We start from the raw sequence: 24583 nt of genomic DNA on the forward strand, positions 1-24583 counted from the left end.
CAGCCAACGCCCATCGTTCAATCACTTCTCGTGGTGATTTATGTTGCGCGAGGCGCAATCCAACCACTTCCCCCGGCTTGCGCCCGGCGCCGAATGGCGGGATGCTGCTTTAGGCAAACCGGGGGGCAAACCGGCACGCCGGATCGGAATGGCTGCTGGAAGATCTATGTCGCGAGCTTGCTTCGCCCTTGTTGCCATCGTTGCCTTGATGACGCCGGTAGAGGCAGGCGAGCGCGTGTCTCATCTGCTTGACCACGCCAGTCTCGCGACAGCCTATGCGCAGGAATCCGATACCGTCACCGCCTATACCACCGCGATGGCGCGCTTCCGCCTGCAACTCGGAACACGTCCCGGCCAAACCAGCCTCGCGGTTCCTCTTGAGCCGCGGCTGTTGCGCACGGAATTCAGCCAACGGACATGGCGCTCGGCGGACGGCAGCCTGCTGCAGGGCTTCGCCGGCAAGGGCGGCTTCCGGCTGACCGCCGGCAACTGCCTTGCCCAGATCTGCCTGGCCAGCGAATGCAGCGACGATGGCTGGCCGGTCTATGCCTGCAGCGACGGGCGCAAGCGCAAGATGTCGGTCACCGATTTCGTGACGGCGGTGTTCGACGGCGTTTCCTATAGGCGGTTGAGCGCACCCCCGGCGGAATGACGTCTCAACACGTCGCTCATTCTGCCGGACAGGCTTTCGGCAAAGGCCAGTCTACTTCACCCTGAACGCCGCCTGCACCGCGCGGTTGACCGTCACCGGCAGTATCGACATGTGGTTCTCGCCGGCATGCAACCGAAGCCGGCGCCGAGACCGGGGAAGGCGTTCAGCCGCTCGGCCATGACCAAGTTGGTCGGGTTTTGCGGCGGCGCGAGTCAATGGAACCCAGGTGGGTTGCGATCCCGCCGCCGCCCGTGGCATCTGTCGCCGTTCATCGGGAAAGAATGCCGGATCATGGCACGACCGCCGCATACCATCAGACGACCTCCGAGCGTGGGTGTCAGCCTCAGCCGCGCGCTGTCGAAGCTTGGGCTGTGCTCGCGCAAGCAGGCCGAGCTGCTGGTCGCGGAAGGCCGCGTGCGGGTGGCGGGCAAGGTCGCGCGCGATCCGTCGATGCGTGTCGACCTCGACCGCGACCGCATCACGGTCGACGGGGAGCGCGTGGTCGCCGAGCGCAAGGTCTATCTGATGCTCAACAAGCCGCGCGGCCTGGTCACCACCCGCGACGACCCCGCGGGTCGCGGCACGGTCTATGACTGCCTCGAGGGGCTCGACCTGCCCTTCGTGTCGCCGGTCGGCCGCCTCGACAAGGCGAGCGAAGGCCTGCTCTTGATGACCAACGACACGCGCTGGGCGAATGGGCTGCTCGATCCCGCCTCGCATGTCGGCAAGACCTATCATGTGCAGATCGGCACCTCGCCCGACGAAACCATGCTGGGGCGGTTTCGCAGCGGCGTGACGGTCGACGGCGAACTGTTGACGGCGCGCTCGATCGAGATGCTGCGCAGCGGCGGCCGCACGGCGTGGCTCGAAATCGTGCTCGATGAAGGCCGCAACCGCCAGATCCGCCGCCTGCTCGGCGCCTTCGACGTCGAGGTGCTGAGGCTGATCAGGGTGGCGATCGGCCCCTTGCAGCTCGGCGATCTTGCCAAGGGCAAGGCGCGGCACCTGACAGCGGAGGAACTGGCGATGCTGGCGGGCGAGAGCAAGTAGGGACGACCGACGATGCCGGCTATTTCTGGTTCCACCGGCGGATCACCGGCTCGGTCAGGTCGTGCTCGTAACCGAGAATGCTGAGGCTGGCAGTGTCGAGTACAAAGAGCGCGCCGCCTTCGGGCGGCAGAGCCACCCACCGCGCCGCAAGCACGCGCAGGAAATGCGCGCTCGAGAATATGAGGACATTGCCGGATGTGGCGCGAAGCCCTGCGATGATGGCATCGGCCCTGGCGCCGACATCGGCCGCCTGCTCGCCGCCCGGACAGCCGTCGCGAAACACGTTCCAGCCGGGACGTTTGGCGATAATCTCCTTCGTCGTCACACCTTCATAGGCGCCGTAGTCCCATTCCTGCAGGTCCGGCTTCTTGACCGCGGCAGCGCCGAAGCCGGCCAGCCTGCAGGTGTCGAAAGCGCGCTGCGAAGGGCTCGACCATACGGCCTGGAAGGTCAGGCCCTTGAGCCGATCGGCGACACCACGGGCGGCTTCCTCGCCCCTTGCCGTCAGCGGAATGTCGGTGCGGCCGGTGTGCTTGCCGGAAGCGCTCCATTCCGTCTCGCCATGGCGTATGAGGTAGATTTCGGGAAACGCGCTCATCAGCCGGCCCTCACGGTTGAATGCGGCCGATGGAACCGGCCCGCGCCACCCTATGCGGCGATCGGAAAAAAGAACAGGCCGCGGCGGAGCCACGGCCTGTCCAGGCTCGGGAGGATGCCTCCTTGATTGCGCAATTCCGACGGAAAACCGCTGGACACTTTTCCTGGAATTGCTTCGGTCGATCAGGCAGGCTGGAGACCGCCCGACAGCGCCAGGTCGGCCTCTTCCGGCAACTGGCCAGCCATGGCGGCGGCGAATTGCTTCTGGTCGAGCTCGCCTTCCCAGCGCGCCACGACGATGGTCGCCACCGCGTTGCCGACGAAGTTGGTCAGCGCGCGGCATTCCGACATGAAGCGGTCGACGCCGAGGATCAGCGCCATGCCGGCCACCGGCACCGTAGGCACGACCGAGAGCGTGGCGGCGAGCGTGATGAAGCCGGCGCCGGTGATGCCGGCGGCACCCTTGGAGCTCAGCATGGCGACAAGCAGCAGCAGGATCTGGTCGCCGAAGGTGAGCGGCGTGTCGGTGGCCTGGGCGATGAACAGCGCGGCCAGTGTCATGTAGATGTTGGTGCCGTCGAGGTTGAAGGAATAGCCGGTCGGGATGACCAGGCCGACCACCGAGCGGTTGCAGCCGGCACGCTCCATCTTGGCCATCAGGCCCGGCAGGGCGGCTTCCGAGGACGAGGTGCCGAGCACGAGCAGCAGCTCTTCCTTGATGTAGCGGATCAGCGCCAGGATCGAGAAGCCGTTGTACCATGCCACGGCGCCGAGCACGACCAGCACGAAGAGCAGCGACGTCAGGTAGAAGGTGCCGATCAGGAAGGCGAGATTGGCGATCGCGCCGATGCCGTATTTGCCGACGGTGAAGGCCATGGCGCCAAAGGCGCCGATGGGGGCGGCCTTCATCAGGATGGCGACGAGGCGGAAGATCGGCGCGGTCAGCGCCTGCAGGAAGTCGACCACCGGACGGCCGCGATCACCAACCAGGGCCAGCGCGACGCCGAACAGCACCGAGAAGAACAGCACCTGCAGGATGTCGCCCTGGGCGAAGGCGCCGGTGATGGTGTCGGGGATGATGTTCATCAGGAAGCCGACGATAGTTGTGTCGTGCGCCTTCTCGGTGAAGGTCGACACCTTGCTGGCGTCGAGTGTCGCCGGATTGATGTGCATGCCGGCGCCCGGCTGGACGACGTTGGAGACGACAAGGCCGACGACCAGCGCCAGCGTCGAGAAGACCAGGAAGTAGATCATCGCCTTGCCAGCGACGCGGCCGACCTTGTGCAGGTCGGAGACCCCGGCGATGCCGGTCGCCACGGTCAGGAAGATCACCGGCGCGATCACCATCTTGACCAGCTTGATGAAGGCATCGCCGAGCGGCTTCAGCGACGCGCCGATGTCGGGATAGAAATGGCCGAGCAGGATGCCGGCGGCGATGGCCGTCAGGACCTGCACATAGAGATGCCGATAAAAGGGTATCTTGCCGCGCGGCTCGGCGGCAGCGAATGCTGTCTGCATGACGTCCTCCGTTGCGCCCCGATCGAGAAGCTCGACCTCCCGGGGCTTTGACCTCCAACAGCCTCGCGGCTGCCGACTCTTTGTTAGCAACGGGCGTGCCAGTTTCGGCCGACGCAGATTTTCTTTGATTTTGTTGGCTTTTTTCAAACCGAAGGGCGTCCTGCCTGGCCAAGGCGTGCGGTCATCCGCATAGGCCGAATTGTGTTTTGTGCGAAATCATGCACAGATGGGCGATGCTGCAGCGCCCCGCAGCCGGCCCTGTTGCCGGCCTTTCTCCAACGCCCGAGCAACTCGGCAAAAGGGCGCGCCGGGCCTGGTTGCTGTTTGCGGGCGTAGCGCTCGCCATCATCGCCGCGGCGCTCTACGGCGCTGGCCTCTATGGCCGTGCGGTCGAGGTCGACGCGCTGGCCGCACAGGGGCGCACCGATGCCAATCTGAAGGTGGCGCTGCTGCGCGCCGTGCTGGAGAACCCGCGCGCGCTGCCGCTGCTTCTGTCCGAAGACCAGCAGGTGCACGACGCGCTCAGCGAGCGCAGCCCCGCCGCGATCGACATGCTCAACCGCAAGCTGGAAGGCCTGGTCTCCGGCACCAAGGCGTCGGTGCTCTACGTCACCGGCACGGACGGCCTGGCGATCGCCTCGAGCAACTGGCGCGAGCCGACCAGCTTCGTCGGCAACGACTACGGTTTCCGCGCCTATTTCTCCCGCGCCATGCAGTCGGGAACCGCCGAATATTTCGCGCTCGGCAATGTCAGCAAGCGCCCCGGCCTCTACATCTCGCGCCGTGTCGGCAGCGCCTCCGCAGCGCTCGGCGTCGTCGTCGTCAAGATGGAGTTCGACCAGCTCGAGGCCGACTGGCACGAGGCGAACCGCCCGGCCTATGTCAGCGACGAGCATGGCGTCGTGCTGATCACCAGCGTGCCGTCCTGGCGCTTCATGACGACGGCGCCGCTTGCCGTCGCCACGCTTGCCGAGATCCGCGACAGCCAGCAGTTCGGCGACGCGCCGCTGGTACCGCTGCCGATCACGCGGCCGCAAGCCCTGAGCGCCGACGTGTCGATGGTGCACGCGATCACGCCGGGCGGCAGCGACGCCGAATATCTCAGGCTGTCGACGCCGGTCGCCTCGACGCCGTGGCGGCTCGACTATCTCGTTCCGGCCGAGGCGCCGATCGCCGCGGCACAGCGTGAAATGCGGCTGCTGGCGCTCGGTGTCGTCGGCCCGCTCATCGGCCTTGCCGCCTATCTGTTGTGGCGCCGGCAGTCGGGCAAGATGCGCATCGCCGCCGAGCAGGCGGCGCGCGCCGAGCTCGAACGCCGCGTCGTCGAGCGCACCGAGGATCTGAGCCGCGCCCGCGACCGGCTGCAGGCCGAGATCACCGACCACCGCAGCACCGAGGCCAAGCTGCAGGTGGTGCAGCAGGAGCTGGTGCAGGCCAATCGGCTGGCCATCCTCGGCCAGGTCGCCGCGGGTGTCGCGCATGAGATCAACCAGCCGGTGGCGACCATCCGCGCCTATGCCGACAATGCGCGCGTCTTCCTCGACCGCAAGCAGACCGCGCCGGCCGAGGAAAACCTCGGCGCCATCGCGGCGTTGACCGAGCGCATCGGCACCATCACCGACGAGTTGAAAACCTTCGCCCGCAAGGGCCGCACGGCGGCCGAGCCGGTCGAGTTGCGCGGCGTCATCGAGGGCGCGGTGGTGCTGCTCAGAAGCCGCTTCGCCGGCCGGCTCGACGCGCTTGACATCACGCTGCCGCCGCCGTCGCTCAAGGTGATGGGCAATCGCGTGCGACTGGAACAGGTGCTGATCAACCTGTTCCAGAACGCGCTTGAGGCGCTGGACGGACGTGACGGCGCCAGGGTCGAGGTGTCGGTGGAGGAAAGGGACGACGGCGTCGTGCTCGGCGTTTCGGACAACGGGCCGGGCATTCCGCCGGCGATCCTGAAATCGCTGTTCACGCCCTTCAACACGTCCAAGGAGAAGGGACTTGGGCTTGGCCTCGTCATCTCGAAGGACATCGTCGCCGACTATGGCGGACGCATCGAGGTCGCGAGCGGCGCCGAGGGCACCCGTTTCACCGTCTATCTTGCGAAGGCAACGGCATGACCACCAACAACCAGGTCCCAGTCATCCTGATCGATGACGACGAGGATCTCCTGAGGGCGACGAGGCAGACCCTGGAGCTTGCCGGCTTCGCGGTGTCGGCCTTTTCGGCGGCAAGCGAGGCCCTGGCCGGGCTCGATGCCGGTTTCGCCGGCGTGGTGGTGTCGGATATCCGCATGCCCGAGATCGACGGGCTGCAGCTTTTCGACCACATCGTGGAGATCGACCCGGACATCCCCGTCATCCTCGTCACCGGCCATGGCGACATCGCGATGGCCGTCAAGGCGATCAAGGATGGCGTCTACGACTTCATCACCAAGCCCTTCGCCGCCGACCGGCTGGCGCAAAGCGTGTGGCGGGCGGCCGAAAAGCGCCACCTGGTGATGGAGAACCGCGCCCTGCGCGAAGCAGCCGAGCAGGCGCAGGACAGCCTGCCGCTGATCGGCCAGACGCCGGCGATGGAGCGGCTGCGCCGGACGCTGCGGCAGATCGCCGACACCGATGTCGACGTTCTGGTGACCGGCGAGACCGGCTCCGGCAAGGAGGTGGTGGCAAGCCTGCTGCACCGCTGGAGCCGCCGCGCCCAGGGCAATTTCGTTGCGCTGAACTGCGGCACGCTGCCGGAGACGGTGATCGAGAGCGAATTGTTCGGCCATGAGGCCGGCGCCTTCACCGGCGCGCAGAAGAAAAGGATCGGCCGCATCGAGCATTCAAGCGGCGGCACGCTGTTCCTCGACGAGATCGAAAGCATGCCGCCGTCGACCCAGGTGCAGATGCTGCGGGTGCTGGAAATGCGCGAAGTGACGCCGCTAGGCACCAATGAGATACGGCCCGTAGACCTGCGCGTCGTCGCCGCCGCCAAGGTCGATCTCGGCGATCCCGGCCAGCGCGGCGCCTTCCGCGAGGACCTCTACTACCGGCTGAACGTGGTGACGCTGTCGATCCCGCCGCTGCGCGAGCGCCGCGACGACGTGGCCCTGCTGTTCGGCTATTTCGCCGAGCGCGCCGCCGCCCGTTTCCGACGCTCGATGCCGGCTGTACCGGCGGCCATCCATCGGCATTTGAGGGAGCACGACTGGCCCGGCAATGTGCGGGAGCTTGCGCATTTCGCCGAGCGCTTCGTGCTGGGGCTGGAAGACGCCGGCTGGGTCGAAGGCCCTGCCGCGGCCGAATCGGATGCGGCCATTCCGCTGCCCGAAAGGCTCGAGCGCTACGAGGCCGAGATCATCCGCGAGACACTTGGCCGCAATGACGGCGATGTCCGGCGCACCATCGAAGCGCTGGGGATTCCGCGCAAGACCTTCTACGACAAGCTGCAGCGGCACGGCATCGTGCGCAGCGATTTTTCCAGATAATTCAAGCGCGTGGAACGCAACGCAGGGCGCAGCCGTTTGAAAGGCGCCGCAAACCGTGGCACGTCGGCACCAGATGGCCCCGAAGATCGCGGCGGAGGCCCCTGGCGAGGCGTGTTCGGGTTGCACTCGGCGAATGTTGATGGTTTGTTGCCGGGCAGCGGAGATTGAGAGATGCGAGAACCCGTGGGTCAAGACGAATATGGGTCGACCAGCCCGTTCGATCCGGACGAGCTGTCGAATTTGAACGCGATCGGCCCGGCCATGGGAACCGGCAACGACTTCGAGAAGTACGCCGTCGCGGTCATCATCGTGTTCGGCGCGCTGATCATTGGCGGGCTGATGGCCGCCTCGATGACCTTCGGCCACCGCAACGGCTTCCTGTTCGCGCTTGGCGGCGCGACATCCGCCTGGATATCAGGCAACGCGCTGCTGCTCGACCGTCCCCGCCTCTATGCCCTGTTCGTCGGCATCGCCGCTCTTATGCTGTTGGCCTCCACGCTGACGCTGGTCGTCTGAACCAGGCCTACCCACGCCTAGTATCCCAGCGCCTCGCCGGCTGCGGCGCGGCTGTCGATGGCGCCATTGTAGCGCGCGCCGCCGCCTTTCTCGATTTCGCCCAAGCTCTTGCCGCCGACCAGGATGCCGGCCGCCTGGCCCCAGGTCTTGTCGGCGAGGTCGAGGTGGTAGCCCATGCCGGCCAGCAGTCGCTCGGTGTCCGGCGACAGTCCGAACGGTTCTACATAGACCGTGTCCGGCAGCCACTGGTGATGGATGCGTGGCGCGTCGATCGCCTCCTGGATGTTCATCCCGTGGTCGATGACGTTGACGATCGCTTCCAGCGTGATGGTGATGATGCGCGAGCCGCCGGGGCTGCCGATGACCATGAACGGCTTGCCGTCCCTGGTGACCACGGTCGGGCTCATCGAAGACAAAGGCGTCTTCTTCGGCTGGATGGCATTGGCCTCGCCCTGGACCAGTCCGTAGAGATTGGGCACGCCGGGCTTCTGGGTGAAATCATCCATCTCGTTGTTGAGCAGGATGCCGGTGCCGTCGGCGACCACGCCGGCGCCGAACGAGCCGTTCAGCGTATAGGTCACCGCCACCGCGTTACCGTCCTTGTCGATGATCGAATAGTGCGTCGTCTCCTTCGACTCGCCGAAGCCCTTTGGCATCAGCTCCTGCGAGACGCCGGCACGGAACGGATCGATCTTGTCGCGGATGTCCTTGGCGTAACCCTTGTCGAGCAGCTTTGAGACCGGATTGTCGACGAAATCCGGATCGCCCAACGCCGAATTGCGGTCGACATAGGCGTAGCGCATCGCCTCGACCATGACATGCACCGTCTCCGCCGAGCCAGCGCCGAGATAGGATAGCGGATAACCCTCCAGCACGTTGAGGATTTCGCAGATGATGACGCCGCCGGAGCTTGGCGGCGGCGAGGAGATGATCTCGTAGCCGCGATAGGAGCAGGTCACGGGTTTCAGCTCGCGCACGGCATATTGCTCGAAATCGGCCTTGGCGAGGATGCCGCCCTTGGCACCGCTCGCCTTGACGATCGCGTCGGCGATGGCGCCCTTATAGAAGGCATCGGGTCCCTTCTCGGAGATCGCCGACAGCGAGGCGGCGAGGTCCGGCTGGGCGAGCCGCTCGCCGGAGGCGTAGGGTTTGCCGTCGGGTTTCAGGAAGATGGCGGCCGCCGCGGGATCCTTGGCCAGCCGCTCGGCGCCGCCGGCGAACGAGGCGGCATCGCCCTGATTGAGGACGAACCCATCCTTGGCATAGGCGATCGCCGGCGCCATCAGCTCCTGCCTGGGCAATGTTCCGTATTTCTCGCGCGCCATCTCGAAGCCGGCAACGGAGCCGGGCACACCGACGGCCAGATAACCGTCGAGGCTGGCGCCCTTCACCGGCTTGCCGTCCTTGTCGAGATACATGGTCCTGGTCGCGGCGAGAGGCGCGCGCTCGCGAAAATCGAGGAAGGTCGAGCGGCCATCCTTCAGGCGGATGGTCATGAAGCCGCCGCCGCCGATATTGCCGGCGTTCGGGTAGACGACGGCCAGCGCATAGCCGACGGCGACCGCCGCATCGACGGCGTTGCCACCCTTCTTCAGCACCTCGACACCGACTTCGGTGGCGAGATGCTGCGCGGTCACCACCATGCCGTGCTCGCCTTTCGCTGGGGTGGGCGAAGCGGCGAAGGCGGCTGGCAATGGTGTGAAGGCAAAGGTGAGCGATAGGCTGACGGCGATCAGCGTCCGGCGGGTGAGATGCATGGCGGGGACTCCGGGGCGTGGGGGGTGCCTTAGGGAAACCTCTTAGGATGGATGAGTCCAGCTAATAGTGAAGGCTTGCGATCCTTCACACCCCCCTCTGTCCTGCCGGACATCTCCCCCGCAAGGGGGGAGATTGGCAGCTTCGCAGACGGCGCCTCTTTTGCGGCGCTGGCGATTTACGAAGGTCGCGATGACAGCCGATCTCCCCCCTTGCGGGGGAGATGGCCGGCAGGCCAGAGGGGGGTGCTCAAGCGCCGCCCTCGCCTCTGTCGAATCGACGAAACCGTCGAATTACTGCCTAGACAATCCCACCACCACCGCCAGCGACAGCCGGACGCTCCGCCGCGACCTTCGCCCGGTAGCCGGCTTCACGATAGGTTGCGACCGGATCTATGGCGCCGCCGGTCTTCAGCCGCGCCATGGCAAGGATCGGCTCGACGTCGGTGCGATAAGCCGCTTTCAGAGCTTGCGTGGCCATCAGCGCGTCATTGCTCTCCTGAAAACCTTCCAGCGCCTTGCGGTCGACGAGCAGCGCCTGCGCATAGGCGCGCTGCACCTCGACCGCCGACAGCATCAGGCTTTCGATCGGGTCGGTGACGTTGTGGCTCTGGTCGAGCATATGCGCGGGGTTGAAGCCTTCAGCGCCCGAGAGCTCGGCATCGACCAGCTCGTTGAAGACCAGGAACAGCCGGTAGGGGTCGATCGAGCCGGCATCGAGATCGTCGTCGCCATATTTGGAATCGTTGAAGTGGAAGCCGCCGAGTTTCTTGAACTGGATCAGACGCGACACGATCATCTCGATGTTGACGTTGGGCGCGTGATGACCGAGGTCGACCAGGCAGAAAGCCTTGTCGCCGAGTTCCTTGGCGATGAGGTAGTTGGTGCCCCAATCCTGCACGACCGTCGAATAGAAGGCCGGCTCGTACATCTTGTGCTCGGTGAACAGCCGCCAGTCATCCGGCAGGCCGGCATAGATCTCCTTCATGGCGTCGAGATAGCGTTCAAACGCCTTGGCGAAATTGACCTGGCCGGGGAAGTTCGAGCCGTCGCCGATCCAGACCGTCAGCGCCTTCGAGCCTAGCGTCTTGCCGATCTCGATGCATTCGAGATTGTGCTCGACCGCCTGGCGGCGCGTGCCGGCATCGGCGTGCGACAGCGAGCCGAATTTGTAGGAGAGCTCCTGGTCCTTCGCGTCGGAGAAGGTGTTGGAGTTCATGGCGTCGAAGCCGAGGCCGAAGCGCGAGGCCGCCTGCTTCAGCCGTTTCGGATCGGCCTTGTCCCACGGGATGTGCAGCGAGACGGTCGGGGTCGCCCGCGTCAGCTGGCTGATCACGGCGCAGTCCTCGATCTTGTCGAAGATGTCGCGCGGCTCACCGGCGCCGGGAAAGCGGGCAAAGCGAGTGCCGCCGGTGCCAACGCCCCAGGATGGGATCGCCACGGCGAATTTTTCCACCCTGTCGCGGATGGCGTCGATGGCAATGCCGCGCCGGTCGAGGCGCTCGCCAAGCGAGGCGTAGTCGCGCTCGATGTCGGCCTTGCGCGCGGCGTTGTCTTTTTCAACGACGTCGGCGGAGATGATCTTTTCGGACAATGCTGTTCCTCCCAAATGCGTTCAGCTGGCGCTGCCCCTCATCCGGCCCTTCGGGCCACCTTCTCCCCGTGAACGGGGCGATGGAAGAAGGCCTAGCGCGTAAAGCTCTGCGCGTTGCCGGCATCGACGTTGATGATGTTGCCTGTCGACTTGGCCGACATGTCGGAGGCGAAGAAGTAGATCGCCTCGGCGATGTCCTCCGGGAAGACTGAGCGCTTCAGCATCGAGCGCGAGCGGTAGTGCTCCTCCAGATCATCGGTCGACATCTTATAGGCAGCGGCGCGCTGTTCCTTCCACTCGCCAGTCCAGATCTTGGAGCCGCGCAGCACGGCGTCGGGATTGACGACGTTGACCCTGATCTGCGCCTCCGCGCCTTCAAGCGCCAGGCAGCGCGCGAGGTGGATCTCGGCCGCCTTGGCGGTGCAGTAGGCGGCGGCGTTGGGCGAAGCGGCAAGCCCGTTCTTGGAGGCGACGAAGACGACGTTGCCACCGATCTTCTGGGTGCGGAACAGCCGGAACGCCTCGCGCGAGACCAGGAAATAGCCGGTGGACAGTATGTCCATGTTCTTGTTCCACAGCGCTAGCGACGTCTCTTCGATCGGCGCCGAGGAGGCAAGGCCGGCATTCGAGACGAGAATGTCGATGCCGCCGAACTCGACCGACGTTTCGGCGAAGCCCGCGACGACCTGGTCTTCCGACGTGACGTCGATCACCACCGGCCGCACGAAATCCTTGCCGAAGGCCTTGGTCAGTTCCTCATTGGCGCTGGCGAGCGCCGCCTCGTCGATGTCGGCCAGCACCACGCAGGCGCCTTCGCGCAGCAGCCGGTTGGCCGTCGCGCGACCGATGCCGCCGGCGCCGCCGGTGACCAGCGCGATCTGGCCGGCCAGCGCCTTCGGCTTCGGCAGCCGCTGCAGCTTGGCTTCCTCGAGCTGCCAGTATTCGATGTCGAAAGCCTCCTGCGCCGGCAGGCCGACATAGGACGACACAGTCGAGGCGCCACGCATGACGTTGATGGCATTGACATAGAATTCGCCGGAGATGCGGGCTGTCGCCTTGTCGCCGGCGAAGGTGAACATGCCGACGCCGGGCATCAGATAGACCACGGCATTGGGATCGCGGATGGCGGGCGAATCCGCATGCTTGCAGCTGTCGTAATAGGCCTGGTAGCCGACGCGGTATTCGGCGATGTCGTCGGCAAGACGCGCAATGACGGCATCGACGTCGGGAGTCGCCGGATCGAACTCGATCACCAGCGGCCGGATCTTGGTGCGCAGGAAATGGTCCGGACACGAAGTGCCAAGCGCTGCCAGCGGCCGCAAATCCCTGGAGTTGACGAATTCGAGCACGGCGGGCTGGTCGTCGAAATGGCCGAGCTTGTGGCTCTTTTCCGAGATCAGGCCGCGGATCCTCGGCATCAGCGTCGCGGCAATGGCGCGGCGCGCCGGCGCGTCGAGCGACTTCACCACCGCACCGCCGAAGATCGGCACACCGTCCGACCGGCGCTCGAACCATTCCATCGCCTGGTTGATCACCGAGATCGTCGTCTCGTAGCACTCCTTCGGCGTGTCACCCCAGGTGAACAGGCCGTGACTTTCGAGCACGACGCCTTTGGCGTCAGGATTTTCGAGGCAGAACTTTTCCAGCCACAGACCGAGTTCGAAGCCCGGCCGCTTCCAGGGCAGCCAGCCTATGGCATCGCCAAAGATTTCCCTGGTGATCGCCTTGGAGTCCTTGGCGGCGGCAATGGCGATAATGGCGTCGGGATGCATGTGGTCGACGCAGGCTTTGGGCACGAAGGCGTGCAGCGGCGTGTCGATGGAGGCCGCGCGCGGATTGAGGTTGAAGGTGCAGTGCGGCAGGTAGCCGACCATCTCATCCTCATGCGCGAGGCCGCGATAGAGGCCTTTCAGCGCGCGCAATTTGTCCATGTAGAGCGTGGCGAAGCCATCGAGCTTGATCGAGGCGCTGTCGCCGCCGGAACCCTTGACCCACAGCACTTCCACCTCCTCGCCGGTCAGCGGGTCCTTCTGCCAGACCTTGGACGAGGTGTTGCCGCCGCCATAGTTGGTGACGCGCTTGTCGGAACCGAGCGTGTTCGAGCGATAGACCAGAAGCTCGGGGCCGCTCATCCCATTGGCCGTCGCATCAACCCACAGATTGGCGAGGCGCGAGCCGGAGCGCTTGTCGAGCATGGATATCCTCCCTTGGGACGCAAAAAGGCGCGGTCCTTTTCGCGGGGAATGTCTACGCAAGCGGCGCGCTTGTCAATCACAAACGATCAATATCGATCATATTGCACTGCACAATGAAAATATATGATCGGAAATGATTGACACTGCTCGTTTTGAGTGCCTAGATGGCCAGGCAGGGAGGAACCATGCACGAAAAAGAGCGCCACAGGATCATTCTGTCCGCCGTCCAGGAAAAGCCTGTCGTGACGGTGCAGGAAATGGTCGACCTGACCGACTCCTCGGAGGCGACGATCCGGCGCGACATCGCGGCCCTGCATGTCCAGAAGCGGTTGCGCCGGGTGCGCGGCGGCGCCGAGGCGATCTCGCCGCCGCAGTTCATTGGCCTCGCCGGCCGGCCCTTCTCGGTCAACGAGACGCTGAACGCCGCGCAGAAGCGGGCGATCGCGCGAGAAGCCGTCGACCTCTGCAAGGACGGCGAGCCGATCATCATCAATGGCGGCACCACCACCTTCCAGATGGTGCATTACCTGACCGGCCGCCGCATGCCGATCTTCACCAATTCCTTCCCGATCGCCGAGCATCTGCTGAAGCACTCGAAGAACACGGTGATGCTGTCCGGCGGCACCATCTATCGCGAGCAGAACATCATCCTGTCGCCCTTCGACAATGACGTGACGCGCAATTTCTATGCGCGCCGTATGTTCATGGGCGCGCAAGGGTTGGGGCCGCTTGGGCTGATGGAGGGCGACCCGCTGCTGATCCAGGCCGAGCAGAAGCTGATCGACCAGGCCGATGAGTTGGTGGTGCTGGTCGATTCCTCGAAATTCCGCATGCGCTCCAGCCTGATCCTCTGCGGCCTGACGCGCATCGCCACCGTGATCACCGACGACGGCATCGAGGACCGCGAAGCCAAGATGCTCGAAACCGCCGGGGTGACGCTGATCGTCGCCCGCAAGACGGCAACCGAGAAGGAAGAATCTTCACTGCAGGCCTGAGACCACCTCGCGCCCGCAGCGGCGATGGAATGCAACGCTCAAGGGAGGATATTCGATGAGCTTTTTGAAGAAACTGCTGGTTACGGCGGCCTTTTCCGCCGCCATGTTCGTGAACGGCGCCTATGCCGAGAACGTCAAGATCGCGCTGGTGGTGAAGTCGCTCGGCAACGGCTTCTTCGACGCCGCCAACAAGGGCGCCGAGGAAGCGGCCAAGGAACTGGGTGATGTCGACGTCATCTACACCGGCCCAACCAAGGCGACCGCCGAGGCGCAGATCGAGGTGATCAACTCGCTGATCGCGCAGAAGGTCAACGCGATCGCCGTTTCGGCCAATGACGCCGACGCGCTGGTGCCGGTGCTGAAGAAGGCGATGGAACGCGGCATCACCGTGATCTCGTGGGACTCCGGCGTCGCCAAGGAAGGCCGCCAGCTCCATCTCAACCCGTCCGACACCGGCCTGATCGGCGAGACCATCATCAAGCTCGCCGCCGACTACCTGCCGGAAGGCGGCGACGTCGCCATCCTGTCGGCCTCCTCGACCGCGACCAACCAGAACGCCTGGATCGAAGCGGCCAAGAAGGTGCTGCCGGAGAAGTTCCCGAAGATCAAGCTCGTCGCCACCGTCTACGGCGATGACGACTCGGCCAAGAGCACGGACGAGGCCAAGGGCCTGCTCAAGTCCTATCCGAACCTCAAGGCGATCATCGCGCCGACCACCGTCGGCGTCGTCGCCGCCGCACAGGTCGTCACCGACGCGAACCTGATCGGCAAGGTCAACGTCACTGGTCTCGCGCTGCCGTCCGAGTTCAAGAAGTTCATCGACAACGGCGCCAGCCAGGCTGTCGCGCTGTGGAACCCGATCGACCTCGGCTACTCGGCGATCTATCTGGCCCACGACCTGGCGGTGAAGAAGGAAGAGGCCAAGCCCGGCGCAACGCTGTCGATCGGCCGTGTCGGCAAGGTGACGCTCGACGACACCAACTCGGCTGCGATGGCTCCGCCCTTCCAGTTCGACAAGACCAACATCGAGAAGTTCTCCAAGATCTATTGATCCTGGCGCCCTTCACACTGATGCGGCGGGGCGATCGCCCCGCCGCATCCTCAAGCGGATCCTGCTTCAGGGCCTGACACGGATATGGACACGACAGCCCAGCACAAAGTGGAGACGGAACGGCCCGCACCTTCAGGCCCGTCCCAGAGCGCCAGCCCGCGCCTGACGCTTTCCGGCATTTCGAAAAGCTTCCCCGGTGTCCGCGCCCTGCACAATGTCAGCCTGTCGCTCTATCCGGGCCAGGTCACGGCGCTGATCGGCGAGAACGGCGCCGGCAAGTCGACGCTGGTCAAGATCATGACCGGCATCTACCAGCCCGACGCCGGCGAAATCAGCATCGACGGCGAGGCCACGACGCTGCATAGCGCGCATGCCGCCTTCGGCCATGGCATCACCGCCATTCATCAGGAAACCGTGCTGTTCGACGATCTTTCGGTCGCCGAGAACATCTTCCTCGGCCACGCGCCGCGCACCCGCTTCGGCACGATCGACTGGCGCACCATGCGCAAGAATGCGCGCGAGGTGCTGGAGACGATGCGCGCCGGCCATATCGATGCCGACGCAAGGCTGAAGGACCTCGGTATCGCCAACAAGCATTTGGTTGCAGTCGCCCGCGCGATGTCGATCGATGCACGCATCGTCATCATGGACGAGCCTACCGCGGCACTGTCGATGAAGGAGATCGAGGAGCTTTTCCTCTTGATCGAGTTCCTGAAGAGCGAAGGCAAGGCGGTGCTGTTCATCAGCCATAAGTTCGACGAGATCTACCGCATCGCCGACCGCTACACCGTCTTCCGCGACGGCGAGATGGTCGGCGAAGGCCTGCTCAAGGACGCCGGCCAGAACGAGATCGTGCGCATGATGGTCGGCCGTAACGTCGACCATATCTTCCCGCAACGCGAGCCAAAGATCGGCGCGCCGGTGCTTTCGGTCGCCGGCCTGTCGCATCCGACCGAGTTCGACGACATCGGCTTCGAGCTGCGCAAGGGCGAGATCCTCGGCTTCTATGGACTGGTCGGCGCCGGACGCAGCGAGGTGATGCAGGCGATATCGGGTATCACCCGCACCAGTCGGGGCGCCATCACACTTGAAGGCCAAACGATTGCGCCGAGATCGGCCGCGGATTCGATCGAGGCCGGCATCGTCTACGTGCCGGAAGAGCGCGGCAAGCAGGGCGTGGTGATCGGGATGCCGATCTTCCAGAACGTGTCGCTGCCCTCGCTCATGCGCACCTCCAAAACCGGCGTGCTTCGGCTGGCGGAAGAGTTCGCGCTCGCCCGTTCCTACACCGAGCGCCTCGACCTGCGCGCCTCCTCGCTCAGCCAGGATGTCGGCACGCTTTCCGGCGGCAATCAGCAGAAGATCGTCATTGCCAAATGGCTGGCGACGGCGCCGAAGGTCATCATTTTGGACGAGCCGACCAAGGGCATCGACATCGGCTCCAAGGCGGCCGTGCACGGCTTCATGGCTGAGCTGGTGGCGCAAGGCCTGTCGGTGATCATGGTCTCCTCGGAGCTGCCTGAGATACTCGGCATGTCGGACCGGGTGGTCGTCATGCGCGAGGGCCGCATCGCGGCCGTGCACGAGAACACGGGACTGGACGCCGAGACGCTGGTCAGGACGGCAGCGGGGATCGCGGCATGAAGAATTTGCGCAAATACCGCGAGATCTGGCTGCTTGCGGCAATAGCCGTGCTGATCGGGCTGATCTCGACGCGCTTTCCGGGCTTTGCCGACCTCGCCAATCTGCGACAGGTGTTCAACGACACCTCGATCCTGATGATCCTGGCGCTCGGGCAGATGGTGGTGATCCTGACGCGCTCGATCGACCTTTCGATGGCCTCCAATCTCTGCTTCACCGGCATGGTGGTGGCGATGCTGAATGCCGCCCATCCCGCGATCCCGATCCCGATCCTGATTGTCATCGCGCTTCTGGTCGGGCTGGTGCTCGGCGCCATAAACGGTTTCCTGGTGTGGCGGCTGAACATCCCCTCGATCGTGGTGACGCTGGGCACGCTCACCATCTATCGCGGCGCAACCTTCGTGGTGTCCGGCGGCGCCTGGGTCAATGCCGACCAGATGAGCCCGGACTTCATCAATTTCCAGCGCGCGGCCTTCCTCGGCATCCCGGTGCTGTCCTGGATCGCCATTGCGGTGATTGCGCTGTTCTTCGTGGTGATGACGCGCACCGCGATCGGCCGCTCGATCTACGCCATCGGCGTCAATCCGACGGCGTCGGTCTATGCCGGCATTGATGTCGGCCGGACGAAATTCATCGTCTTCTGCATTTCCGGCATGATCGGCGGGCTTGCCGGCTATCTGTGGATCTCGCGCTATGTGATCGCCTCGGTCGAGGTCGCCAACGGCTATGAGCTCAACATCATCGCCGCCTGCGTCATCGGCGGCATCTCGATCGCCGGCGGCATCGGCTCGGTCGGCGGCGCGGTGCTCGGCGCGCTGTTCCTCGGCATCATCTCCAATGCACTGCCGGTCATCAACATCTCGCCCTTCTGGCAGATGGCGATCTCGGGCAGCGCCATCATCCTGGCGGTGGTTCTGAATGCGCGCGGCGAACGCCGCCAGGGCCGCATCATTCTCAGAAAGGCGGAAGCGGCATGACCGACGCCCCTCATCCGCGCCATATCCCCGACCGGCTCGACAAGCCGCTGTCGTCGGCGATCTTCTCCTGGGAGGCGCTCCTGGTGGTGATCGCGGTTCTCATCTTCGCGGTCAACAGCTTCGCCTCGCCCTATTTCCTCGACCCGTGGTCGCTGTCCGACCTGACCTTCAACTTCACCGAAAAGGGGCTGATCGCGCTCGCCATGGCGCTGCTGATCATCTCGGGCGAGATCGACCTGTCGGTCGCCGCGATCGTGGCGCTCGCCTCGACGATGATGGGCATGGCCGTGCAGGCCGGCGCCGGCACGCCGGTGCTTGTCCTGATCGGCATCGTCGTCGGGCTCGGCTGCGGCGCCTTCAACGGACTGCTGGTCACCCGGCTCGGCCTGCCCTCCATCGTCGTCACCATCGGCACGATGAGCCTGTTCCGCGGCATCGCCTTCATCATCCTCGGCGACCAGGCCTACAAGGGCTATCCGGAAAGCTTCGCCTTCTTCGGCCAGGGATATGTCTGGTGGGTTTTCTCGTTCGAGCTGGCGCTGTTCCTCGTTGCCGCACTCGTCTACTGGTTCGTGCTGCATCGCACGAGCTTCGGCCGGCGTGTCTTTGCCATCGGCAACAATCCGGTCGCATGCCAGTTCTCCGGCGTCCGCGTCGACCGCATCAAGTTCATCCTGTTCTGCCTGACCGGGCTGATGTCGGGCATCGCCTCGGTGCTGATCACCTCGCGGCTCGGCTCGACCCGGCCGTCGATCGCGCAGGGCTATGAGCTCGAAGCCATCACCATGGTGGTGCTGGGCGGCGTCAGCATTCTGGGCGGCGCCGGCAGCATTCTCGGCGTCGTGCTTGCCGCCTTCATCATGGGGCTGGTGACATTTGGGCTTGGGTTGCTCAACGTGCCCGGCATCGTCATGTCGATCTTCATCGGCCTCTTGCTGATCATCGTTATCGCGCTGCCCATCCTCTGGCGGCGCCTGCGCGAGGGACGCTTCGCCTGATGGAGAAATACGCCTTCAAGATGAAGCTCGATCCCGGCATGAAGGCCGAATACAAGCGCCGCCATGACGAGATCTGGCCGTCGCTGGTCGCGCTTCTGAAGCAGGCCGGCATTTCCGACTATTCGATCCATCTCGACGAAGAGACCAACATCCTGTTCGGCGTGCTGTGGCGGCGCGACGACCACGGCATGGCCGACCTGCCCAAGCATCCGGTGATGCAGCGCTGGTGGGCGCATATGGCCGACGTCATGGAAACCAGGGCCGACAATGAGCCGGTGGCGGTGCCGCTGGAAACTGTGTTCCATATGGTATGATCCGCCACGTCGCCGTCATCGATATCGGCAAGACCAACGCCAAGGTCGCGCTGGTCGATCTGGCGACCCTGCGCGAGACAGCCTTGCGCCGGACCGCCAACGCGCCTCTTGCCGATGGTCCCTACCCGCACCACGACGTCGAGGCCCTCTGGGCCTTCATCCTGGACAGCCTTGGCGCGATCCACCGCGAGCAGCGCATCGACGCCATATCGATCACCACGCACGGCGCGACGGCGGTGCTGGTCGACGCCGACGGAGGCCTGGCGCTGCCGGTGCTCGACTATGAATTTTCGGGGCCTGACGACCTCGCCAAGGACTATGACGCGGTCCGCCCGCCCTTTGCCGAGACCGGCACGCCACGCCTGCCAGCCGGCCTCAACATAGGCGCGCAGCTCTTCTGGCAGCAGAGGCGTCTCCCCGCCGAATTCAGCAAAACGGCCGCGATCCTGACGTACCCGCAATACTGGGCGCAGCGGCTGACGGGCGTGACTGCCAACGAGGTGACATCGCTCGGCTGCCATACCGACCTGTGGAGCCCGTGGAAGTCCGATTTTTCGTCGCTGGTCGATACAATGGGCTGGCGTTCGATGATGGCGCCGGTGCGGCCGGCGAAGGATCGCCTCGGGCCGATCCTGCCGGCCCTTGCTGGGCAAACCGGGCTCGACCCGCAAACACCGGTGTTCTGCGGGCTGCACGATTCCAACGCCTCGCTGCTGCCGCATCTCTTGTCCGACCGGCCACCCTTCTCCGTCGTCTCGACCGGCACCTGGGTGGTTTCGATGGCGGTCGGCGGCAAGAAGATCGCGCTCGACCCGGCGCGCGACACGCTGGTCAACGTCAACGCGCTCGGCGATCCGGTGCCTTCGGCGCGCTTCATGGGCGGGCGCGAGTTCTCGTTGCTGACGGATGGCAAGCCGCAGGACTGGAGCGAGGACGACATCGCCGTCGTGCTGGCGCGCAGGACACTGCTTCTGCCCTCGACCCAGCAGGGATCGGGGCCGTATCCGCATCGCGACGCGCTATGGCTCAACGCCGACGGTCTGAGCGTCGGCGAACGTTTTGTCGCCATCTCCTTCTATCTGGCGCTGATGACCGCGACCTGCCTTGAGCTGATCGGCGGCGACGGGCCGACGACCGTCGAGGGACCTTTTGCCCGCAACCGCCTTTTCATCCGCATGCTGGCAGCGGCCACCGGGCGGCCGGTCGTCGCGTCGGAAACCGCGACAGGAACCAGCATCGGCGCCGCCCTGCTGGCGTCGGATGGTAGCGTGGCGACGGACAAGGGGGAACGGACCGAGCCACCGGCCGACCCGGCCTGGAGCGGCTATGCCCGCGCCTGGCGAACCGCTCTATAGGGCGCTGCCCCTTACCGCGAAGCGATCGACACAACGAGCCTTTGAAGGCTGTTCGGCGGCAAACGTGAAGCCGCTCACATAATCATACTATGTATTAGCGCATGTATATGAAGCATTGATTGCTCTGATCAATGTAAAATGCGGATACATTTTTAATCAACCTTTCTTGGAGGCAAAGATGAGCTCCACGTTCAAACCTACGCATATCGATTTCGTCGACGGCAAGAAGCGCATCGAAGAGGCCCTGGCGAAAGTCGGACACAAGATGAACTCGAGGATCCTGACGTCGAGAGACAAGGAGGCCGTGGCTCTGTGCAACCTTCTCGGCGTTCCGCGCGAGCAGCTTCCCACCGGATTTATGAAGTGGCAGTTGCCCTTCTATCTGGACGGCGGCCAGTTCTTCATCACCGCGACGGCGCCGAACGCGGAAGTCGGCGAACATTCGCACGACAATGACGGCGTCCGCTTCATCATGTCCGGTTCGGTCTACTACGACGGAATCGAACTCAATGCGGGCGACTGGATGTATATTCCGAAGGACAAGCGCTATTCGCTCAAGGTCGGGCCGCTCGGGGCAAGCATGTGTTACTGCTATTGCTGTTGCTGCGCGGGCCGCGAGCTCAACAAGAACGACCTGATCGACCCGGCGCCGTTCGTGCGCGTTCGGCAATCCCTGCAGCGGTAAGTTCAGCCGTCCCGTCGCGGTGTCTCGCCGCCGCGACGGGCTTCTGGCGCCGGCAGCTGCCGCTCAGAGAATCCGCTTGCCGAACGCCGACATGACGAAGTTGATCGTCTCGGTCGCCAGCTTCCGGTCCAGATCGGCCGTCAGGCCGGAAACGCTCATCGACAGCAGTCCGCCGGACAGTGCGATCGTCTCCATCGCCTGATGCGTCTCGCGCACGGTGATGCCGCCGGAGCCGGGCGCCCAGCCGGCGAACTCGGTGACCTCGGGCGCATAGGCGACGTGGAATCCTTGCGTGCCCGAGGAGGCGATGTGGATCGCCTCGCGCATGACGTCACGCATGCCCATGGCGTCGATATCGGCCATGGTGAAGGCAGAGACACGCGAATCCGTCAGCACCCGGGCCTCGGCCGGATCGGCATGGCGCAGCCCGACGATGACGACATTTTCCGGCGAGAGCTGCGGCAGCAAGGCGCCGGGCTTGTGGTCGAGGCCCAGCGCCCGCGCCAGCACGGAGGCCTCCGGCAGGTCGATGCTTTCGAGCTCTTCGGGCATCAGCGCGGCGATGGAGTCGATCCAGATCAGCCCGAAGGAATGGGTGGCGCGCGCGGTCGCGGCAAGTGCTGTATGGGCGACGCGGCGGTCGGCGCCGGCGGCGAGCCGGATCAGGCCCGATGGCGGCCGCTCGACATCGGCGAGTTCCACCACATCGAAATTCATCACCTCCAGCCGTGCCCCGGTCGCCTCGCGGGCGAGGATGCCGGCGGCCGCCGGCTCGGCCGAGATGGACACCATCTTGCGCCCGGAATAGTCGGCGACATCGTGCATCGGAGCCTTCTCGACATATTCCGAGGTCATCGCCAGAAGCATGGCGCCGTAGCTCATGCGGAAGGCGACGCGGTCGCCGACGGCGGGCGGCGGGACGGCATCCTGCACGTCGAGCAGCAGATGGTCGCTGGAGGCGCCGAGCACGCGCACGCCCTTGGCGATCGGGATCAGGCCTTCGACCAGCACGTCCTCGCGGCCGATATTGGCGATTGCGCGCAGCCTGTCGCCCTCATCGGGAAACACCGGCTGGTTGCCGAACGCGTCGTAGCCGGACTGGCCGATCGGCCGCGATGGTTTCTTCTTGACTTCGATGATGTCGGCGGTCAGCCGGCAGGCATCGAACTCCAGCGCTTGCCAGGGCGGATCGCGGAAGGTTTCCAGCCCTCCCTGCAGGATCGCCTCGCCGACCCTGAGATTGTTGATGCCGGCGGGCAGCCGGCCTTCGAGCAGCAGCGGCAGCGAGGACGACGCGCCGCCGGAAATCCAGTCGAGGCTTTTGCCCGACAGACGCTCGATCTTGTAGGCATGGGCGACGAGCTGGCCGAGGTTCTCCTCGGTCGGCATGATGGCGCCGAAGCAGCCGAGATTGGTGCCGATACCGGCGATGCGCACGCCCCTCATCTCCAGGACCTGCTCGACGGTCGGCACCAGATCGTTTGGCCAGATACCTTCCCTCAGATCGCCGAGATCGATCATCAGCATGATGTCGTGGACGCGGCCCATCCGCTCGGCGATGCGGGCGATCTCGCGGATGATCGTAAGCTCCGACTGCAGGCTGATGTCGACGGTCCGCACCACCTCCTCGACGCGGGCGATCGGCGGGCTGCGCAACAGCATCACCGGCGCATTGATGCCGCTGTCGCGCAGCCGGCGGATGTTCTCGAAGCGCGACTCCGCGATGCCGGCAACGCCGCCGCGCAGCATGGCGCGCGCCACCTGCGGCATGCCGCAGGCGCCCTTGGTGACGCCGAACACCTTGATGCCCGACTGCGCGCAGCGCTCGACGACGGTTCGCGCATTGCGCTCGATGCGGCCAAGATCGATGGCGACTTGCGGTCCGGACATCGCTAGTTCCTGTAAACCAGCCCCTCAGGATCGATCTCGGGCTTGCGGCCGGCGACGATGTCGGCGAGGAATTTTCCGGAGCCGCAAGCCATTGTCCAGCCGACATGGCCATGGCCGGTGTCGAGATAGAGATTGGCGTAGCGCGCCTGGCCGATCACCGGCACCGAGTTCGGCATCATCGGCCGCAACCCGGCCCAGAGTTCCGCCTTCTTCTCGTCGAAGGCGCCGGGGAACAGGTCCTTGCCGGTCCTGAACATGGCGGCGAAATCGCGGGGACGAAAGCTGCGGTCGAAGCCGGTGAACTCCGCGGTCGAGGCGAGCCGCAGCCGGTTGCCGAGCCGCGAATAGCCGATCAGCTGGTCTTCGTCGGCGCCGCCCATGGTCGGCCCCTTGCTCTCATCCTCCAGCGGGATGGTCGCGGTGTAGCCCTTCACCGGATAGACCGGCAGGTCGATGCCGTAGCGGCGGCCGAGCAGGCCGCTTTCCGGTCCCATGGAGATGACCACCGCGTCGCCGACAACCGGGCCGGCCGAGGTCATCACCGCGCGCACACGGTCGCCCTCGATCTGGAGGCCCTCGACGGTCGTGCCGAAGAGGAATTTGACGCCGAGCTTTTCGGCCGAATAGGCGGCGAGCCTTTCCACGAACTGCCGGGAATCGCCGGTCTGGTCGATCGGCGAATAGACACCGCCGGCGATCTTGTCCCTGGCGCCGGCGAGGCCAGGCTCCAGCTCGATCAGCCGGTCGCGGCCGACGATCTCGATCGGCAGGCCGTGTTCGGCGAGATAGCGGTAGTTGTCGGTGCCGGTGTCGAGACTGTGCTGCGAGCGGAAGAAGTAGAGGATGCCCTTCTTGCGTTCGTCGTAGTGGATACCGGTCGCTTCCGAAAGCGCGTTGATGCAGTCGCGCGAATAGAGCGCCAGGCGCAACTTGACCTGGCTGTTGGCGCGCAGGCGCGCCACCGTGCACTGACGCAGGAAGCGCAGGCTCCAGGCCAGGAAATAGGGATCGAAGCGCAGCCGGACCTTGATGCCGAGATCATGGTTCCAGAGCCCGCGCAGGAAGGTCTTCAGCGCGGCCGGCGAGGCCCAGGCGGTGGCGTCGCCCGGCGAGACAAGGCCGGCATTCGACTGGCTGGTGCCGCGCGCGGCGCTCTGGTGACGCTCGATCACCGTCACGTCATGGCCGTCGCTCGCCAGATAGTAGGCGGCCGCCGTGCCAACGACGCCGGCTCCGAGCACCAAGACCTTCATGCCGCCCCCCTCGAACGGTTCACCGTTTCACGGAAACGCAGAACCGCTCCATCTCCTTGTTTTGACGCAATTCCGGACGGAAAACCGT

20 protein-coding genes are annotated in these 24583 nt (G+C 65.0%); 13 read left to right on the forward strand and 7 right to left on the reverse strand.

Going from position 1 to position 24583, the window contains the following annotated elements:
• The first annotated feature begins 43 nt into the window (after nucleotides 1-43).
• Both JG743_RS32190 and JG743_RS32195 read left to right on the forward strand, forming a co-directional pair.
• The gene (locus JG743_RS32190) at nucleotides 44-652 is read left to right on the forward strand and encodes a hypothetical protein (protein ID WP_244673021.1); all 609 of its coding nucleotides are present in this window, start codon (nucleotides 44-46) and stop codon (nucleotides 650-652) included.
• 291 nt (nucleotides 653-943) lie between these two features.
• Nucleotides 944-1702, forward strand: a complete 759-nt coding sequence (locus JG743_RS32195; protein WP_202296455.1) for a pseudouridine synthase — start codon at nucleotides 944-946, stop codon at nucleotides 1700-1702.
• A 19-nt stretch (nucleotides 1703-1721) separates the two neighbouring features.
• On the opposite strand, the gene JG743_RS32200 is transcribed toward JG743_RS32195, so the two are convergent.
• Both JG743_RS32200 and JG743_RS32205 read right to left on the reverse strand, forming a co-directional pair.
• Nucleotides 1722-2303 (reverse strand): histidine phosphatase family protein, encoded by a 582-nt coding sequence (locus JG743_RS32200; RefSeq protein WP_202303148.1) that lies wholly within the window; start codon nucleotides 2301-2303, stop codon nucleotides 1722-1724.
• A 179-nt stretch (nucleotides 2304-2482) separates the two neighbouring features.
• Nucleotides 2483-3817 (reverse strand): dicarboxylate/amino acid:cation symporter, encoded by a 1335-nt coding sequence (locus JG743_RS32205; protein ID WP_202296457.1) that lies wholly within the window; start codon nucleotides 3815-3817, stop codon nucleotides 2483-2485.
• Nucleotides 3818-4050: 233 nt separating this feature from the next.
• Between JG743_RS32205 and JG743_RS32210 the strand changes: the two genes are divergently transcribed.
• From JG743_RS32210 to JG743_RS32220, 3 genes are all read left to right on the forward strand, one after another.
• A complete protein-coding gene (locus tag JG743_RS32210) occupies nucleotides 4051-5925 on the forward strand; it encodes a sensor histidine kinase (RefSeq protein WP_202296458.1) in 1875 nt (624 codons plus the stop codon).
• Nucleotides 5922-7277 carry a sigma-54-dependent transcriptional regulator gene (locus tag JG743_RS32215; RefSeq protein WP_202296460.1) on the forward strand — a complete coding sequence of 452 codons (1356 nt, stop codon included), beginning with the start codon at nucleotides 5922-5924 and terminating at the stop codon, nucleotides 7275-7277. The genes JG743_RS32210 and JG743_RS32215 overlap by 4 nt, the downstream gene beginning before the upstream one ends.
• A 171-nt stretch (nucleotides 7278-7448) precedes the next feature.
• Entirely contained in the window at nucleotides 7449-7793 is a 345-nt protein-coding gene (locus tag JG743_RS32220; protein WP_244673022.1) for a hypothetical protein, read from the forward strand.
• A 17-nt stretch (nucleotides 7794-7810) separates the two neighbouring features.
• Here JG743_RS32220 and ggt read toward each other — a convergent pair whose 3' ends face one another.
• The 3 genes from ggt to JG743_RS32235 all read right to left on the reverse strand — a co-directional run bounded on the left by ggt (nucleotide 7811) and on the right by JG743_RS32235 (nucleotide 13336).
• Nucleotides 7811-9550, reverse strand: coding sequence for a gamma-glutamyltransferase (gene ggt, locus JG743_RS32225; protein WP_202296462.1), 1740 nt, complete (start codon nucleotides 9548-9550; stop codon nucleotides 7811-7813).
• Between the two features lie 298 nt (nucleotides 9551-9848).
• On the reverse strand, nucleotides 9849-11141 hold the full coding sequence (gene rhaI, locus JG743_RS32230; protein ID WP_202296464.1) for an L-rhamnose catabolism isomerase: 1293 nt from the start codon (nucleotides 11139-11141) through the stop codon (nucleotides 9849-9851).
• 92 nt (nucleotides 11142-11233) lie between these two features.
• Complete coding sequence (locus JG743_RS32235) at nucleotides 11234-13336, reverse strand: bifunctional rhamnulose-1-phosphate aldolase/short-chain dehydrogenase (RefSeq protein WP_202296466.1); 2103 nt, start codon at nucleotides 13334-13336, stop codon at nucleotides 11234-11236.
• 185 nt (nucleotides 13337-13521) lie between these two features.
• Between JG743_RS32235 and JG743_RS32240 the strand changes: the two genes are divergently transcribed.
• From JG743_RS32240 to JG743_RS32275, 8 genes are all read left to right on the forward strand, one after another.
• Nucleotides 13522-14331, forward strand: coding sequence for a DeoR/GlpR family DNA-binding transcription regulator (locus tag JG743_RS32240; RefSeq protein ID WP_202296468.1), 810 nt, complete (start codon nucleotides 13522-13524; stop codon nucleotides 14329-14331).
• Between the two features lie 55 nt (nucleotides 14332-14386).
• A complete protein-coding gene (gene rhaS, locus JG743_RS32245) occupies nucleotides 14387-15382 on the forward strand; it encodes a rhamnose ABC transporter substrate-binding protein (RefSeq protein ID WP_202296470.1) in 996 nt (331 codons plus the stop codon).
• Nucleotides 15383-15466: 84 nt separating this feature from the next.
• A complete protein-coding gene (locus JG743_RS32250; protein ID WP_202296472.1) occupies nucleotides 15467-17026 on the forward strand; it encodes a sugar ABC transporter ATP-binding protein in 1560 nt (519 codons plus the stop codon).
• Nucleotides 17023-18000: an ABC transporter permease gene (locus JG743_RS32255; RefSeq protein WP_202296474.1), complete on the forward strand. Its 978-nt coding sequence runs from the start codon at nucleotides 17023-17025 to the stop codon at nucleotides 17998-18000. Before JG743_RS32250 ends, JG743_RS32255 begins: the two co-directional genes overlap by 4 nt.
• Nucleotides 17997-18998, forward strand: coding sequence for an ABC transporter permease (locus JG743_RS32260; RefSeq protein WP_202296476.1), 1002 nt, complete (start codon nucleotides 17997-17999; stop codon nucleotides 18996-18998). Before JG743_RS32255 ends, JG743_RS32260 begins: the two co-directional genes overlap by 4 nt.
• On the forward strand, nucleotides 18998-19312 hold the full coding sequence (gene rhaM / locus JG743_RS32265) for an L-rhamnose mutarotase (RefSeq protein ID WP_202296485.1): 315 nt from the start codon (nucleotides 18998-19000) through the stop codon (nucleotides 19310-19312). Before JG743_RS32260 ends, rhaM begins: the two co-directional genes overlap by 1 nt.
• Nucleotides 19309-20667, forward strand: a complete 1359-nt coding sequence (locus JG743_RS32270) for an FGGY-family carbohydrate kinase (protein WP_202296487.1) — start codon at nucleotides 19309-19311, stop codon at nucleotides 20665-20667. Before rhaM ends, JG743_RS32270 begins: the two co-directional genes overlap by 4 nt.
• A gap of 178 nt (nucleotides 20668-20845) precedes the next feature.
• A complete protein-coding gene (locus tag JG743_RS32275) occupies nucleotides 20846-21352 on the forward strand; it encodes a hypothetical protein (protein ID WP_202296489.1) in 507 nt (168 codons plus the stop codon).
• Between the two features lie 63 nt (nucleotides 21353-21415).
• Here JG743_RS32275 and JG743_RS32280 read toward each other — a convergent pair whose 3' ends face one another.
• Together JG743_RS32280 and JG743_RS32285 are read right to left on the reverse strand one after the other, a co-directional pair.
• Nucleotides 21416-23242: an alanine racemase gene (locus JG743_RS32280; protein WP_202296491.1), complete on the reverse strand. Its 1827-nt coding sequence runs from the start codon at nucleotides 23240-23242 to the stop codon at nucleotides 21416-21418.
• A 2-nt stretch (nucleotides 23243-23244) separates the two neighbouring features.
• The gene (locus JG743_RS32285; protein WP_202296493.1) at nucleotides 23245-24495 is read right to left on the reverse strand and encodes a D-amino acid dehydrogenase; all 1251 of its coding nucleotides are present in this window, start codon (nucleotides 24493-24495) and stop codon (nucleotides 23245-23247) included.
• Between the last annotated feature and the right edge of the window lie 88 nt (nucleotides 24496-24583).

This window comes from Mesorhizobium sp. 131-2-1 (assembly GCF_016756535.1).
In the GTDB taxonomy this organism is placed as follows: domain Bacteria; phylum Pseudomonadota; class Alphaproteobacteria; order Rhizobiales; family Rhizobiaceae; genus Mesorhizobium.